Here is a 16,460-nt window from a genome sequence, read left to right as displayed (position 1 = left end):
TTTATAATTAACAATATCTCTTTTCCAATAATAATATCGATTATTATATATAAAAATCACTAGATACATTAAATAGATAAATTTACTCAGATACAGATAAAATTGGTATCATCCGGATTTTTACTAATGATTGTATTCTAGCGATAATTTATTAAAAGGATTATGATTTGTAGTTATGCAACCTCTTTAGCTAGCCCCGTTAAATTACGTGCCTATGTTAAATTTAAAGAAGCAAACACATAATATATTTTTATCCTCTATTTTTGCAAATAAAGACTACCAGTCAAAAAGAGAGTTAATTGTGGATAGTAAAGTTATTAAACAAACACGCTTAAAAGTATACCAAAGATTTGAAAAGGCAATAGCAAAGAGCGGATACCTCTCTTTGCGTTCCATTATTGAATCCACTTATTATTACCCTCGTAAATATAATATGGAGCCTCTCAGACAATCATCAGTTATAGAAACAGAAATAGACAAAAAAAGATAGAATATAACTTCCTCAACAAATAGAGATTCCGTCATATCAGAATGATAAATTTTAAAATAAAAACAATATTTATTAAAAACATAGATATATTACTACGGAACGTAAACTTCTTGAATATATTGGATAACACCCTACATATTCTTATTAGAACGTATAATAAGTGATTTTTGAAAATAATATACTCATTGCTAAAATTTAAACAAAAGCCCGCTATACCGTTGTCATCATGAATACAGTATTACACAACACTGTCTCAGCAGTATTTACTTACCGAATTCCAATAGATAGATACTTTAAGTTATAAAAAGTTTTATAATGACACTCTTATCGGCGGCATTTACCACTAAGAATATTTATACTTAAATCGTTCTAGGGTAATAAGCACATCCATAGTTCAGTGGAACTAACACATAATAGACAGACATGAAAAAGGCCGCTGAAGCGACCTCTTTTCACTATGCAAATTCGATTAATGATGATTTGTACTATTTACCATAACTAATTAAGTCTCTAAAAAGACTGAATTTGCGACCTCAAGGATATCAACGCTGCAATGTAATACTATTTGTACGAATTTGGTATGTACTATTATCGTCATAAGTGAGAACTCCTACAATCTGTATAACATCACCTATAGAATTCGCTGCATTTGAAATTAAAGTAAAATTGAGATCTGTATTCTGACTTTGGTCTTGAGAATAATTAGAAAAATTAAGGGGCCTCCCCGATTGACCAGCCCCAAACCCAGAAGATACTGCGTATTCATAAAACAAACTATTTACTAGTTTTTTTCCTGGAATATTATTTAATTCTAAATGGAGAGTAAAACCGTAGTTACCACCAGAATGACCATTAGAAAGCAAAAATTCTTTATATATAGACGAATCTACAACTTCTTTTGCAATAGTTTCGGTAGATACCCTTGCCTCCATTGCTCGTCGGCGAGCTTCATTTATTATAATTTGGCTATGTTCTACTTTTTCAACACCAATTAATTGCCAATCTTCATTAGAGACTCCAGTTGTAGGAAACCATCCATAATAGCCATCATGCTTTGCTTGAAATAGCTCTGTCTTATTATTGTATGGATTATGATATAGAAACAAATCCTTCATGTTTGTATAATTATTACCATGACCCCAATCTTTAACACCATCAATACTATTACGGAATGAAACAGACTTAACGTTATTCAGCTGCTGCTCTGTAACTTCGCTATTAGAAAGAGCAAATAAAGGTGAGGTGAAGTCAGAATTAGAAAACATTGTGAATACTGTATTATCTGGCATGCAAATTAGATCAATAACTGCATCTATTTGTGGCATACTAAAACCATATTCTGTATAGGAACTCCTATCTATCGGTGCGGTACCAACCACAACGCCTTCTGAGTAGATAGTAACCTCGTCTGTTTCAGTACTACATACTGATGCAAAAGACGAAGTACTAACAATTAAACTTCCTAATAATATAATAGATTTCATTAATAGAACCTTATTAATAAATTAAAAATTATCGGATGCACAATGATTAATAATTCAAGCGAACCCAATCAGATGTAGTAACCTAATTTATTTTAAAAGTAAAAAAGATTTACTATTCTTTTATAATACTTAAACAATTCATCATGGGAATAAGCACCAACAACATTAACACAAAAACACATTTTATTTGCGCATTAGACGTACAACACAAACCACCAAAGCCATAATCCAAATAACTTTAATTCTATTTTTTAATTACTAAAATTGAAACAGTGTCAAAACATTAGCATATAAAACACATAAGACAGGCTCTTATTCGATAAATGAATATGTAATAGTAATCCTGTTATAGCAAACTGAGCACATAACCCAAAATAGCTCGCGATTTCACTAAAAACAAACAGATAAAAAGAAATATTAACTTATCTGAAACCAATCTAAGTAAATTTAATCTTGAATGAGACATTGTAATCTTCATTCATCATTTCTTAGTAAGGAAATTTTACTCAAAAGTAACTTCGACGAAACTGATAACCTTAATAAAGTAGATTTATCATACGCCATTGTTACCAAGAATAAATCTAAAAAACACGGATTGAACATGGTGTATATAGTGCATAATATGACCTCTTTTATTTAATGGTTATATCTGATAGCTAAAAATATTCGAGGCAATGACGATAGCTCATAAGGTGAAAATGATTCTTATACAATCTCTGGCCAAGGTGTAGTAAGTAGACAAATATTAGTAAATGAATTCGATGCAGATAAACATTCTAATCATCTAAACGATAAGTGGATAGTTCATCGCTGCCCCATTCTAGACATCCTCTTTAGGAATTGAATTAACCACCGCTTTTCAATAAAACTGATGTTCTTCTATAAAGCCCTTCTGGTTTCACCAATACGAAAGCCATAGTAATCGTTGTGGTGGTTGTTGTTGGCCAATCGCCAGCAAGATATCAACCAGATCTTCAGGTTCCACCGGCTCGAGATGTGTTAAACCGAAAGAAAAGTGGGTATCGAACATCTTTTAACTGGTGAATACGTTGATCATTAATATGACGTTTGATTTTTTAAAGTGAATAGTTGCATAAATATATACACATATTATAGAAATATTATAAAATACTAATTATACCAAATAGGTATTTTATTCTTTTAGATTAGTTTGTTATGAGATTTATTACAATAGCAGATACATATCTGCAACGAATCATTCATTGGTGTTTAAAAAAAGTGGCTACTCTTTTTAGTATCCTCATTGCGCTTTCTTTTATTGCTCTATTTTTTACTGAACCATTTGAATATGATGATGGATTATTTGATATTGATCGATTTGAAATTATTTCAATGATTTTATTTGTCATTTTTACATGGCGTTTTTTTAAAAAAGCAAAGATTTCAGAATTAAAAATATGGTACTCGATCAAACGATACGCCTTAATATTAACTCTTAATACACTTATTTCATTTGCCATTATAGGCCTTGTTCTAATTATAAATTTAGATCAAACAGGAACATTAAAAATGCCATTCCTTAATGAAATCAGTTTATTTTCGTGGTATATTTCTATTTTTATAACAATATATTCATTCACCCCTACTCCGAAAAAAACATCATTACATGCCATAAAAAAGAAAATCTACAAGATAAAAACCCACCTCTTGAAAGCACAAAAACCACCATTAATGAAGATAATTAAAATGATAAAAACAATGAAAACAACAAAATTATTCTGTGTATTGATATCTATTTTCTTTATCATTCCAGCAAATGCAAAAACAAATTCGTTTAATACAAATGATGGTGCTTTCCTAATCAAATCCTGTAGAGAAGCTATTGAAATATTTAAAAATAAATCAGAAAAACGCTTTTTAGCTGCACAAATGACTTTGGTGTCTGAAGCAATGAGAGCGGGATATTGTATTGGGGTATTAGAACAATATAATAAAGAAAATCATTATTGCTCATATGGTGATATTGATGTTAGAAATTGGTATCAAATGGCTAAAATAATTGCTAATGAACCTTATTATAAAAATGGCGATATCTTTAATATCTCATCATCAACAGTATTAAAGAAAGCTTATTGTTATGAATAATAAAATTACTATTCCGCAAGCTATCAAAAAACTTTTTGATATAGAAGTTTCTAAAGAAAGTCCTTACCTGAAGGATAAAGCAAATTCTTTTGTCCGTAATAATTTAATTAAAGTTGTTACTGAACAAAAAGTACAGCGAAAAAGTGTTTATCTAAAAGATTCTCAACAACTTGATGTTATCTACAACGCCCTACTACTGAATGCATTTTATCCTGACCCCAAACATGTGCAACAAATATTCAACAATGAACAGTATAGAATAGAATAGAATAGAATGTGCAGAGACAATAAAATCCCTTTTTGGTCAAAGAAATAATCTTGCAGAACAAACATTAATATCAAATAACCTAAGTGCTTTAATTAAGGCACTTAAAAGTCAGTTGGATCTATTTTGTACCAGATTACCTAATCCATTTCATCAACTCCCCCAAATCGCTTTAGGAAAGAATACTGGGCTATTAAATTGCTTATTATTGCAAGCATCCGCATAGAGCCAATAGACAATGTACTCGTTTCTATAACCAATGGTGATTAGGAGAAAGCTCAACATTTAGCTATAGCGTTATCTGATGATGTTTCAGGCGCATTACAACTTAAAAATATGATCAATGATAAATTAAAAGAAGCTCAAGAATTTGATGACCTCTTGAATTTTTTTAGTCTACGTTAGAAATATTTTCAAAAGCTCTTGTTAGTGCAATGCACTAGGTGATTATCCTGTTATCGAAAACAACAGAGATATACCAATGTCTATTCAAGAGCTAGTCATTAATTTTCACATGACCGAAACATGTAACTTCCGTTGCGAATATTGTTATGCCACGTGGGATAGTAATAATTCGCAACAGGAGTTACATCACTCATATAGTAATATCAAAGAATTAATTACAAAAACAGCTAATTACTTTCTTAATGATAATCCAATTAAACAAAAATTAGGCTATAAAACTGTACGCTTAAATTTTGCTGGCGGTGAACCCGTTAGGCTTGGAAGTCAGTTTATTAAAGCTATCTTACTCGCTAAAAGTTTTGGACTAAATACATCATTAATTACAAATGGTCATTTACTCACTAACACTATAGTATCAAAAATCAGTCCTCAACTAGACATGTTAGAGATCAGTTTCGACACTGCAGATCATTTACTAGCTGATAGCATTGGACGAGTAGATAGAAAAAAAATTGCTTATCCCCTCAACGCCTAAAAGAAATTGTATCTAACTATCGTCAGTCTAATCCGTGCGGTATGGTAAAAATAAATACTGTTGTTAATAAGTATAATTGGGAAGAAACCCTTACAGCGACAATAACAAGAATAATGCCAGATAAATGGAAAATACTACGTGTATTACCCGTTTACTCCGATAGCTTATGCGTAACACAAGAACAATATAATTTGATTAAAAACAATATGGCTTAATAAAAAAAACGACGTGTTATTAGCATTTAGCATGTCGGTTTTATCTTATTGTTTGTAGTGGTTCTAGTGAATGCTACCAATACGGTTGAAGCGAACCCCATTAGGTAACCAACTTGGCCACATTGAATCTGCGTCATGATTGAAGGTAAAGCTGATCCAAATAAAGGTCGCTTTGCCAACTAAGTTCTGCTCTGGCATAAAGCCCCAGTAACGGCTGTCTAAACTGTTATCTCGGTTATCACCCATCGCAAAGTAATGGCCTTTTGGTACAACCCACTCGCCCATTGGTGAACCTGGCTGTTGGTAATAACTGTAAATTTGTTCTGGTAATGCAGGATCACGCAAAATATGGTGATTCACTTTACCTAGTTGCTCGTTGTATTCATTTAACTGCACGCCTTGCTCAGTAAAGTTAGTTAAGCCAACATATTGTTTGGGTACTTCTTGCGCGACAGGACATACTTTCTGACCGTTACAAGCCGGTTTAATATAAAGGGTTTTGTTTTGGTAAATAACGGTGTCACCCGGTAAACCAACAACACGTTTGATTAAATCGATCTTCGGGTTTGATGGATCAATAAATACAGTAATGTCACCGCGTTGAGGTTTACCCGTAGGGATTAGTGTTTTGTGGAAAATAGGATCGCGTAACCCGTAAGCGAATTTTTCTACGCCAATAAAATCACCAGGTAGCAAGGTTGGCTGCATTGAACCACTTGGAATTTGAAAAGGTTCGATAATAAATGATCGAATAATTAAAATAGCAAACAACACCGGAAACATTGAGCGTGCTTGAGCAACCCAACCTGATGAACTCTCCTGTGTCAGCCCTTCTCGTTTAGGTCTCCATACAAACTTATCTAACGCGAAAACAATACCTGTTATTAAGGTCGCGAGAGTAAGAATGAGTGAGAACAATTCTGCTGCATTGAATACTGAAAGCATGTAAAATCCCAAAAAATGTGTAAATAAAATAATCTATGAATAATAGTACTGCTTATTGAACATGATTAATGCGCTAAATAAAATGGTTAGATTTTGTAAACTATGATCTCACCTTGTTCGTCATTATTTTAATAGCTTAAACGGCTAAATATTTTGACTATTAAATAGAGTCTCTAAAAACAAATCAACCCACTAGCAATAAACTCTCTAATTTAAAATTTGCAGTTCATTATTTAAATTCTTCGTTAAATCGACGCCACATACAACTTACCAAGCACTTCTCAAACCACAACCTCAGCTCACTCCCACAGTTTGTCACTAACTCGCCCTAATCCTATATGTCGTAAGTGTTGGCGAATATTATCAACACTAGGTATAAACAAGCCACGACCACCGCATGAAAGACATTCATCTGTATTCAATATTAAGTGAGTGCCACTACATCGAGGGCAACACAACTTAATGCTATCGCTAAGTCTTTACGCTTTAACGACTCATCATTCAACCATGTGGCCATAACATCAATGATACGATTTGCGGCAGGGGTATCATGAACATACTTGGCCATCAACAAATCCATCCCTAATGGCATCTTATGTTGGACCTTACCAAAAACAGCTAAGATAACGTCACCGGTTAATGTTTGGCGACCGCGTTCATCTGCCGTCACACTGCGCACTTCATGCATTCTTGCGAATAACTCAATTGCTCTGCTCATAATGCCTCATGTATTCAGTAATAATCACGATAGCTTCTACTGAAGAACATATTACCCCTGATACCCAATTTCAGAGAGACGAGATAACCATGAGGCCAATAGTGAACATAGGCTATTAAATATATTGGGGGCTCTATTTTAAAGAAGTAGCTATAATTTTAAACTGCAATAAAAAAATCATATTAATTTCTTAATTGAACAAAAAAAACCACTCAATATAGAGTGGTTGCTCAAAATAGAGAGTGGTTGCTTAAATAAGCAAAACTGATCCCATAGAAGAGCCTACATTGAACCATACTTAACACCAATACATAAGCAACAACTTATTACCATTAGGTATAGGTTCATACTATAACTAATAACAAACATAAAATTACACATAACGATGAACCAATATCTCCTTATTTAGTTATTTTTAATTTCAGCCTTAATAAGGATTTATTAGTATATAAAAATCACTAATAATTTTAAAATAAATTTCTATCTTTTTTACTTAACATATAAATATTGACTGAGACTGTAACAAGCCTATGTTTATAAACACAATAACCTTTATCACTATATTATTTACTTATAGAATAAGAGGCGTTTAGTTATTTAAAGAGACATTACCTTATGCAAAAAGCACACAACAACCACAGCTGTAAATTTGGACATCACCAGCTTCATTTTCTATATACTCATCGCCACAACAACCGTTAAACTTTATTAAAGATAGCCACCACATAGACTCACCAACACTGCTAAATAAAAGTTATCTTTAAACAATTATTAACGTGGATACCGTTTATCTATTTTATTTTGTGATAACTATTGAATAATTAGAATGTTATCTCTAATCCTTCGCATTAATGTTGTGTGCAGTGCCGCAAGAATATATTGCTCTTTCTCCCCTGCTAACCACTCAAATGGTACTCGCCCATCAAGAACGTCATGACAACTTGAGCAGCAATCAACTGCCCATATGTCATCAGATTTATAGCTCATGCCATGAGTAGTACTAGGTAGATGCGCTAAAACGACAGTTTCAGGATTAAAGTTACACACACCAAGAATTTGGACTGCGCATTGTTGATTTTTAGCTGCGTTGCGCAATTTATTACTACGCAACGCTACTCCTTTAATAATCATAATGTGACTATAAGAATATAAAATTAGTAATATAAAGGCTTTGTTATATTTTTTATAGACAACATTTACTGTACTGCTACATACTGTTTAAAACCATTATTCAATGGCTAGTTGGTTATAATGTTTAAGTACGGCTTTCAACATAAATATAATCTTAATATTTTCTATTTTTATCTGATTTAAGCTTCTATCTAACCCCAAAACATTATTTAAAAAAACACCTCCATGATTATACTTTTTTATTGAAAAAAAATAAGCAGTACCAACTAAAGAGATATTATTACGACCCACCTTGTACGCAACTATCTGAGCATACTTTTCATTACATACATCTTCCCAAAGATAATATTCAATAAAACCACTCATATATAACATAGGTGCCATATATGATTTATTGTCATATCGAGTCATGCTAGTACTGTTTTGATTTGCTTCCATAGAGCCTCTCTTAACCACCTCAATCAACAAGTAGAAAAATCATAATCAATACAATTTACTATATTAATAATTGACACACTCCTTATAAAGGCTTGTAAATCAAACAGTTAACAACACCACAAACTAGCAGCACTATCACCTAGAAGATTAGGATAACAACCGACTGTACAACCTAAAGCAGTCCTACCCATTTCCCTGTATCAAAACTGCTATATTCACCGAAAAATTCACACTAAAAGAAACTTAAATTACAACACCTTTGGCACGCAGTATTTCGCTCGCAAATATCTATATCATGAAACAAAAACAGTGACTAGATATAAAAACAAACATGACTACTGTTTTTTCTCATTCACTAATGATTAAAATATTATCTAGATATCTAAATTTACAAATAACTTCTTATATATCAATATGCCAATCGCAATAAAAACATTTTAGCTCTTCATAAATATTAAATTTTGAATATACTTAATATTTTACTTAAACTAACTTTCTCATCATATCTAATATGACTCAAATATTAACTCTGTTGCATTAAAAAAGCCCATATAGGGCCTCTTCTATTATCACTGCTTTTTCATTTACCTAAACCGCGTATCTTTCAGCTTTGCTATTTCTGCGATTCAAAAGATTGCGCAATTTATCACTGCATAATGCGGGAGTTTTGGAGAGCATAGTATAGCTCTTAGGCTAAGGTAATAAAGATTGAGGAGTTCATAACTCAGTACTTCATCTTACGACAGAATAACAAACGGACGAATAGAAATTAAAACTCCTATCCGCCCGAAACTAACTGTTAATTATTTCATAGTTTAAGCATCGCAAGCTTAGCACTAAACAAGATATATACGACGCCTGAAAGTCTATTTAAACGTGCTTTATTCATGCTCGTGCTCAGCCAACCCGCCAAACGAGATGCAAGTAAAATAACCAAGCTAAACCATGCTGAAACAATGAGTGCTTGTACAATACCCAAAATTAAACTGTCAGTTATTACCGAGTTCTTAGATATAAATTGTGGGAAGATCGATAGATAAAACATTACAATTTTCGGATTTAGCAAATTAGTAAAAAGACCTCGAATGAAACTTTGACGCAATGTCTCAACTTTAAGTTCAGAGATCTCATTCACTCTATCAACTTTAACGCTATCTCGGATATGACTATAACCAAGCCAAAGTAAATATCCTACGCCTAACCATTTAAGTAATGCAAAAGCACTTGCAGACTGTGCAAGAAGCAAGCTTAGCCCTAAAGCTGAAACCATTGCATATATAATGAAGCCTAAAGATATTCCAATAATATTAAAAAAAGCATTAAGTTTTCTAGCTGATAAGGACGTATGAAGAATTAAGAGCGTATTAGGCCCTGGAACTATTGTGATAACAAAAACAATAGATATAAACGCAAAAATCGATTCAATAGACATAGGTATTCCAATAAAAATCAAACGAATCCATTCCCACCAATTTATAGGCGAAGAAAATAGAGTTAATCAACAACGCTAAATTAACTTAAAGGTGGGCAACGATTTGCTTGATCTAAATATTGGTTCATTTCAGAATCAATCCTACTGTATACATATAATATTTATAATAACAATCATTCAATATTGCGTCGATAACTAAGTTAACAATTAGAAATTTAGGCTTCTCACCAAGTTTTTACTAAACACAGTATATCATGCCAAAATTATCTAATTGCAGCTTACAAGTATGCACTTAGAGTAAACTTATACCCCCCTATCATGGATGAACCCGTCTAATGATAAATCTTTACGTTGCGTACAGTTACGATATGCAAAATAAAATAGCATGATAATAATCGAAAGTTAGGCTATATAGGTACAGCAACACCTCGTGTAGACGCAAAATTTCACCAACGTAAAAACTCCCAAACAATCATTTCTGGTCTCTGTAATTCGAAATTTTCTTAACTAAATAATCAATAAATTTATATGAAGTTATCGCGTAAAACGAAATGATACTGCCATGTATTGCCGATGAATTTTCAGTAAAACCAAAATAATCATAGTGCTTAAGCAATAATGTAGTTAGAAAGTTCATCGTAAACACAAATAAAGCTAAAACTATTAATTTGCATGCAGGATTTATTAGCACGTAGCAATTCCATTATAATGATTGTTATTTACAGAATTCATATGTGTCAATGTTCTTAATTAGATTAGAAAGTAACTATTAGATACAAAAAAGGCCGCCAAGGGCGACCTAAAATTCATATAACGAGGGTTATATTTAATCACAATCTTTATAATCAGATTCCAAACATATTTTGGATTTTTCTTGCGCTTCACTTATATCTCTTGATGTCATGTTTTTAGTAATGATATCAAAGTTATATTTCATGTCATCCATTCCATTATATTTAGCTAAATCGAACCACATATACGCTTGTTTATTGTCTTGGAACATTTTGCTCCTATAGTACATCCACCCAAGATATAATTGAGCGCTACCATCTCCCTGCTCGGCAGCTTTACGATACCACTTAACTGCTTGTTTATCGTCTTGGGGCACCCCTATGCCCTTCTCGTACATCAATCCGAGGTTGAATTGAGCATCCGCATATCCCTGCTCCGCGGCTTTTCGATACCACTTCGTTGCTTGTTTATCTTGGGACCCGTCGTACATCGACCCAAGTTTATATTGAGCATACGCATTCCCTTGCTCAGCGGCTTTTCGATACCACTTAACTGCTTGTTTATCATCTTGGGGAACACCTTTTCCGTTCTCGTACATCAATCCAAGGTTGGTTTGAGCAAGCGCATATCCCTGCTCCGCAGCTTTGCGGTACCACTTAACTACTTGTTTATCATCTTGGGGAACACCTTTTCCGTTCTCGTACATCCACCCAAGGTTGGTTTGAGCAAATGCATATCCCTGCTCAGCAGCTTTTCGATACCACTTAACTGCTTGTTTATCATCTTGGGGAACACCTTTTCCGTTCAAGTACATCAACCCGAGGTAGAATTGAGCATCCGCATATCCCTGCTCCGCGGCTTTTCGATACCAATTAACTGCTTGTTTATCATCTTGGGGAACACCTTTTCCGTACTCATACATTATCCCAAGGAAGGTTTGAGCAGGCGCATATCCCTGCTCCGCAGCTTTGCGGTACCACTTAACTGCTTGTTTATCGTCTTGGGGAACACCTTTTCCATTCGTGTACATTAACCCAAGTAGGGTTTGAGCAGGCACATATCCCTGCTCCGCAGCTTTGCGGTACCACTTAACTGCTTGTTTATCGTCTTGGGGCACACCTTTTCTGCTCAAGTACATCAACCCGAGGTTGAATTGAGCTTTAGCATCTCCGGACTCTGTAAAATGAATAATTTCGTTGGTTTTTGCCTTGATATCTGGTTGATATCCACTTTTATAGCACCCAGACAAAGCAATAGAAGCTAGCAATAATATTAAAATTCGCATCGATATCTCTGTTGTGTATTTAACGATGATTAGACGGACTATTCCCATCATTTCCTGCAAATAACATATGTCACTTAAAATGCATAACGTATCATATCAAATCAAAAGTATAAAAATACTCACTATTTTTAACTACGTTATTATCGTTGCGAATAAAAACTGAAGTTTTCACTCATTATTGATCTAACAAGTTTTAAGGAATTTCCGTATTAGTGCCTATAACCAACACGGCTTAAATCAACAATGAATAACAAGGAAAGAAGACTACTTCAAATAACTATCCAGCTTCTCAGCATACAGCTCATACCCTTCTAACGACTCTTTCAACCAATCATGTTTGTTATAAAGGCCCATATAGGGCCTCTTCTATTCTCACAATTTCTTCATCTGCTTAAACCGCGTATCTTGCAGCCTTGCTATTTCTGCAATTCTTGTATTCACACTACTCGATATCGCCAATAACTCATCCATACTAAACAAATTTTGCTCTTTAATTAGTTTATTCACCTGCGATTTACTAATAATAAAAGCATCATTGGGTATTATCTTTGAACTCACAGCATGACCATTTTCAATGGTGGTCACGACTCTATAGCTCAATGGTTCTGCTGCTGGTTTTTTTGTGAGTTGTTCTGCCATTAGATTAAAGGCATTGATATAAGCTTCTTTGACTGCCGCTGCACGTTTTCCAGTAAATCCCATAACAAGGAACATGAAGCCATCTTTAGTCATTTGGTATGCTTTCGAATCTCTTACTGCACTATTACCAATGTTTAATTTTTGAACATAAGCGCAAAAGTTCGCTGATGCAAAAATATCTGAGCAATCAAGGGATTCAATCTTTTTTAAAACATCTTTGTGTTGTTTGTTGAAATGCTTAGATACTGTTAATGAATCGGTAACAAGTTCATTAGTATCAGAAATGAAAATAAGATCTGAGGGACTGAGTTGCGTAATAGGCAAAGCAGATTGGATAGGCATGATAACCTCCTGTAGTATGATTTACTCATCACTCAAAAGGCTAATTTGGGGTGGTGAGCTGAACAGGATTAGCCTTACCGCCTACAGGAAACGGCGCACCGAAGTGCTCCCACTCAGCCCACCATAATTCAGATGTGCGAGTTCGCCGCATAAAAAAACCAGCTAAGTGCTGGCGATAATGCGCCCGTAGTTTGTGCGAGAGGCTAATCCCGGCACCAGATTTTGCTGGTACTTTTTAAAGATAATATACAGGTGCTTATTAAGTCAACGGATAATAGTGAATATTATCCGTCGGGAGTTTGCTTATTTGGTATGCAGACTTGGTTTGTCCAACACTTCGGATATCTGTCGGCTGCGCGACACATATCCTTATTTGTTATAAATCCTTTAGCGTCCGTACCTTAAGAACTTCTCGTCCCCAATCGGTGTCACGTTCTATATGAGCTAGAAATTCATAAAGCTGCGTTGAATTGTTAGTTATAACTTTGAATTTAGGGTCATTTGCAAATCTGGACGATAACGTATTGTTAAAAAGCTCCCCATACACCTCATTTTGCATACAAACTAAAAAGTCATGGGTAAAGAATAGGCACTGATTCGTAGTCCAAAACATAGTGTCTAAAAACTCAATTTCAGATGAACCAAATTGAGTCTTAACCATTTTGTAGTGTTCTGATTGCAGTGCATATCTAGTGGCTCGAAATAATAATGGATTAATAATTTCGTTAGCTTCTAAAACTTTACACAGCCCCATAACAGTGTCTGTACAAGCTTTAACGATAACTAACCGCTCTTCTACATTTAAGACAGCTAAGTCCCTTTTATTTTCGAGGTAGACCTTTTTAACGTTGACCGTTGAGCTTACCTCTTCACAGACGGATAAAGCTACCTGTGCTTTTTCAGAAATCAACTCAAATGCTTTTATTTGATGTTGTTTCTTGAACGTTTTTTTTCGCTCATCTTTGACATTTTGAATTTGTTTTCCGACTTGTTTAAAAGTCGCAAATATTGCTACCGCTGCTATAAATGGAGCAGAAAAGTCTTTCAGAATTGTATAAACATCCAATTAGCATAACCTCACATTCCAAACTCAAATAGGATTTATAACGTCGAATTAATGTATGAACAACGCTACCACGAAACTAAACCATACCACCGTAAACACAAAACCCAACGATGGAATGAAAAATGCCAAGTGTTGGGAATCACTCTTAAATGCTTTGTTGAACGAAGCCGCTGCGCGGCAGAGTAAAGCAGACAGCGATTAAGCTACCTTTAATACTCCTTTTAATGGAGTATTAATGATGAATAACGAACAACAACAACGTTCAGATTATCTTTATGAACAACATGTTACCCACCTAACTTTACAAGGTAAACGTCCAGCTACTATTGATGGTTATAGTCGTGCACTTCGTCGCATTACTCACCATTTAGATAAATCGCCTGATACGTTAACCACTGATGATCTAAAACGCTACTTTGCTCAATTGATTAAAACCCATTCATGGAGCACCGTCAGAATTGATCGTAATGGATTACAGTTTTTCTTTAAGCATGTACTTCAACGTGATTGGGAATGGCTTAATATTGTTAAGCCACCACAAGTTAAAACATTGCCTGATATTTTAACGCCAGTAGAAGTTAGCCACTTAATAAATTCAACCAAGCAACTGCGTTACCAAGTGTTTTTTCTGACCTTGTATAGCCTTGGATTACGATTAGGAGAAGGATTAGATCTCGCTGTTGGCGATATTGATAGCCATCGAATGTTAGTCCATATTCGAAATGGTAAAGGTGGTAAAGATAGATTCATCCCTATTCCAAGACGAACATTGTATGCTCTGCGTTATTACTGGCAAACCCACAAAAATAGCCGTTATCTTTTCCCTTCACAGTTTAATGTTAACCATACCGTGATGGATCGCGGTGGTATTCAAAAAGCCATGAAAGCGGTAATTAAAAGCTGTGGGATCAATAAATCAATCAGCCCACATAATTTACGCCATAGCTATGCGACTCATTTGTTAGAACGTGGATTAGATTTGCGCTCAGTTCAGCATTTATTAGGTCATAACAGTTTAAATACTACCGCTAAATATACTCATCTTACCGATATCTCCCGTAAAAACACGTCAGCTACCATTAACCAACTTACTAATGATTTAACATTATCATGGGATCTTAAGTTATGACTTTTCAATCATTATTAAGCGACTATTTCGATGAGTTTTATGCGACTTATTCAAATCAAATTAATCACGATATCCGCTATGCCATGAAAGCAATGTTGACTTGTCATACAGAACAACAAGGACATAGTCGCTGGCAATGTTCTCACTGTGAACATCACGTCAACCATCCAATGTCATGCGGACACCGTCATTGTACGCAATGCCAGCACCGAACAACATCAGATTGGTTAAACAAGCAACAACAAAAACTGTTACCAATTGATTATATTATGGTGACGTTTACGCTACCAGCAGAACTTCGATATCTTGCAAAACAACACCCTAAATTGTTGTACCAAGCCATGTTTACCGTCACTGCCAGTATTATAAAAAGCTTTACTAATAATGATAAACATCTTGGCAATAAAATAGGTTTTACTTCTGTGTTACATACTCATAATCGACGTCGAGATTTACATCCTCATATTCATATGGTGATCACTGGGGGTGGTTTTGATGAAAAGAAGCGACAATGGAAACAGTGTAAAAACAAGTACCTATTTAATTCTTTTGCGTTAGCGAAAGTATGGCGAACTAGATTTCTTGAATATATCACCAGCGTACTCAAGCTCTCCTTACCTGACAAATTAGCAAATAAATGGGTGGTAGATTGCCGCCATGTTGGTCATGGGAAACCCGCTTTATTGTATTTATCAACATATCTTTATCGTGGGGTCATCGCAGATAAAGACATTCTTTATCTCGATAATCATCAGGTGACATTTCGATATAAAGAGAACCAAACAAAGACAATGAAAACACGCACTTTGCCTGTATTACAGTTTCTATGGCTGATATTGCAACATGTATTACCGAAAGGATTAAGGCGAGTTCGTGATTATGGTTTATTACGAGGGCATGAGAAGAAACAACTTCAACTGATCCAATATGCTTTTATGTTAGCAGGGCAACTGACGTTGCCCTCACAACAAAAAATTGTCCGTTTAATGGCACAACTTTTTTGTCCATGCTGTCAGCATGTTATGCAATTGGCGGGGATTTTTCGACCCAGATAAAAACGTAAAATAATAAGGATAATGGCATTAACGCGTAATAATTAACGA

Annotated in this window: 14 protein-coding genes; 5 read left to right on the top strand and 9 right to left on the bottom strand. The window is 34.4% G+C overall.

The window, feature by feature from the left end:
* Positions 1-1,032 precede the first annotated feature (1,032 nt).
* Positions 1,033-1,974: a hypothetical protein gene (locus tag PPBDW_RS07725; RefSeq protein WP_036794541.1), complete on the bottom strand. Its 942-nt coding sequence runs from the start codon at positions 1,972-1,974 to the stop codon at positions 1,033-1,035.
* A 1,176-nt stretch (positions 1,975-3,150) separates the two neighbouring features.
* Between PPBDW_RS07725 and PPBDW_RS07720 the strand changes: the two genes are divergently transcribed.
* The 3 genes from PPBDW_RS07720 to PPBDW_RS07710 all read left to right on the top strand — a co-directional run bounded on the left by PPBDW_RS07720 (position 3,151) and on the right by PPBDW_RS07710 (position 5,285).
* Positions 3,151-4,080: a hypothetical protein gene (locus tag PPBDW_RS07720; RefSeq protein ID WP_054262019.1), complete on the top strand. Its 930-nt coding sequence runs from the start codon at positions 3,151-3,153 to the stop codon at positions 4,078-4,080.
* Complete coding sequence (locus PPBDW_RS07715; protein WP_036794539.1) at positions 4,073-4,348, top strand: hypothetical protein; 276 nt, start codon at positions 4,073-4,075, stop codon at positions 4,346-4,348. Before PPBDW_RS07720 ends, PPBDW_RS07715 begins: the two co-directional genes overlap by 8 nt.
* 478 nt (positions 4,349-4,826) lie before the next feature.
* A complete protein-coding gene (locus PPBDW_RS07710) occupies positions 4,827-5,285 on the top strand; it encodes a radical SAM protein (protein ID WP_054262018.1) in 459 nt (152 codons plus the stop codon).
* 278 nt (positions 5,286-5,563) lie between these two features.
* On the opposite strand, the gene lepB is transcribed toward PPBDW_RS07710, so the two are convergent.
* The 8 genes from lepB to PPBDW_RS07670 form a co-directional block, all read right to left on the bottom strand.
* Positions 5,564-6,445 (bottom strand): signal peptidase I, encoded by an 882-nt coding sequence (gene lepB / locus PPBDW_RS07705; protein ID WP_036794537.1) that lies wholly within the window; start codon positions 6,443-6,445, stop codon positions 5,564-5,566.
* A 424-nt stretch (positions 6,446-6,869) separates the two neighbouring features.
* A complete protein-coding gene (locus PPBDW_RS07700; protein WP_036794535.1) occupies positions 6,870-7,163 on the bottom strand; it encodes a hypothetical protein in 294 nt (97 codons plus the stop codon).
* A gap of 810 nt (positions 7,164-7,973) precedes the next feature.
* Positions 7,974-8,273 carry a nuclease domain-containing protein gene (locus PPBDW_RS07695; RefSeq protein ID WP_230850386.1) on the bottom strand — a complete coding sequence of 100 codons (300 nt, stop codon included), beginning with the start codon at positions 8,271-8,273 and terminating at the stop codon, positions 7,974-7,976.
* 117 nt (positions 8,274-8,390) lie between these two features.
* Positions 8,391-8,732: a hypothetical protein gene (locus PPBDW_RS07690; protein ID WP_036794533.1), complete on the bottom strand. Its 342-nt coding sequence runs from the start codon at positions 8,730-8,732 to the stop codon at positions 8,391-8,393.
* Positions 8,733-9,540: 808 nt separating this feature from the next.
* Entirely contained in the window at positions 9,541-10,164 is a 624-nt protein-coding gene (locus PPBDW_RS07685; RefSeq protein WP_036794530.1) for a LysE family translocator, read from the bottom strand.
* An 826-nt stretch (positions 10,165-10,990) separates the two neighbouring features.
* Positions 10,991-12,181 (bottom strand): SEL1-like repeat protein, encoded by a 1,191-nt coding sequence (locus PPBDW_RS07680; RefSeq protein ID WP_082386835.1) that lies wholly within the window; start codon positions 12,179-12,181, stop codon positions 10,991-10,993.
* Between the two features lie 372 nt (positions 12,182-12,553).
* Positions 12,554-13,162 (bottom strand): Rha family transcriptional regulator, encoded by a 609-nt coding sequence (locus PPBDW_RS07675; protein ID WP_054262017.1) that lies wholly within the window; start codon positions 13,160-13,162, stop codon positions 12,554-12,556.
* Between the two features lie 376 nt (positions 13,163-13,538).
* Positions 13,539-14,228 (bottom strand): hypothetical protein, encoded by a 690-nt coding sequence (locus PPBDW_RS07670; RefSeq protein ID WP_036794528.1) that lies wholly within the window; start codon positions 14,226-14,228, stop codon positions 13,539-13,541.
* A gap of 238 nt (positions 14,229-14,466) precedes the next feature.
* Between PPBDW_RS07670 and PPBDW_RS07665 the strand changes: the two genes are divergently transcribed.
* A complete protein-coding gene (locus PPBDW_RS07665; RefSeq protein WP_036796355.1) occupies positions 14,467-15,357 on the top strand; it encodes a tyrosine-type recombinase/integrase in 891 nt (296 codons plus the stop codon).
* Complete coding sequence (locus tag PPBDW_RS07660; RefSeq protein WP_036794526.1) at positions 15,354-16,412, top strand: IS91 family transposase; 1,059 nt, start codon at positions 15,354-15,356, stop codon at positions 16,410-16,412. Before PPBDW_RS07665 ends, PPBDW_RS07660 begins: the two co-directional genes overlap by 4 nt.
* The last annotated feature ends 48 nt before the right edge of the window (positions 16,413-16,460 follow it).

Source organism: Photobacterium kishitanii (assembly GCF_000613045.3).
GTDB lineage: Bacteria > Pseudomonadota > Gammaproteobacteria > Enterobacterales > Vibrionaceae > Photobacterium > Photobacterium kishitanii.
Note: the sequence above shows the minus strand (reverse complement) of the source record. Positions and strands in the feature narration are given on the sequence as shown.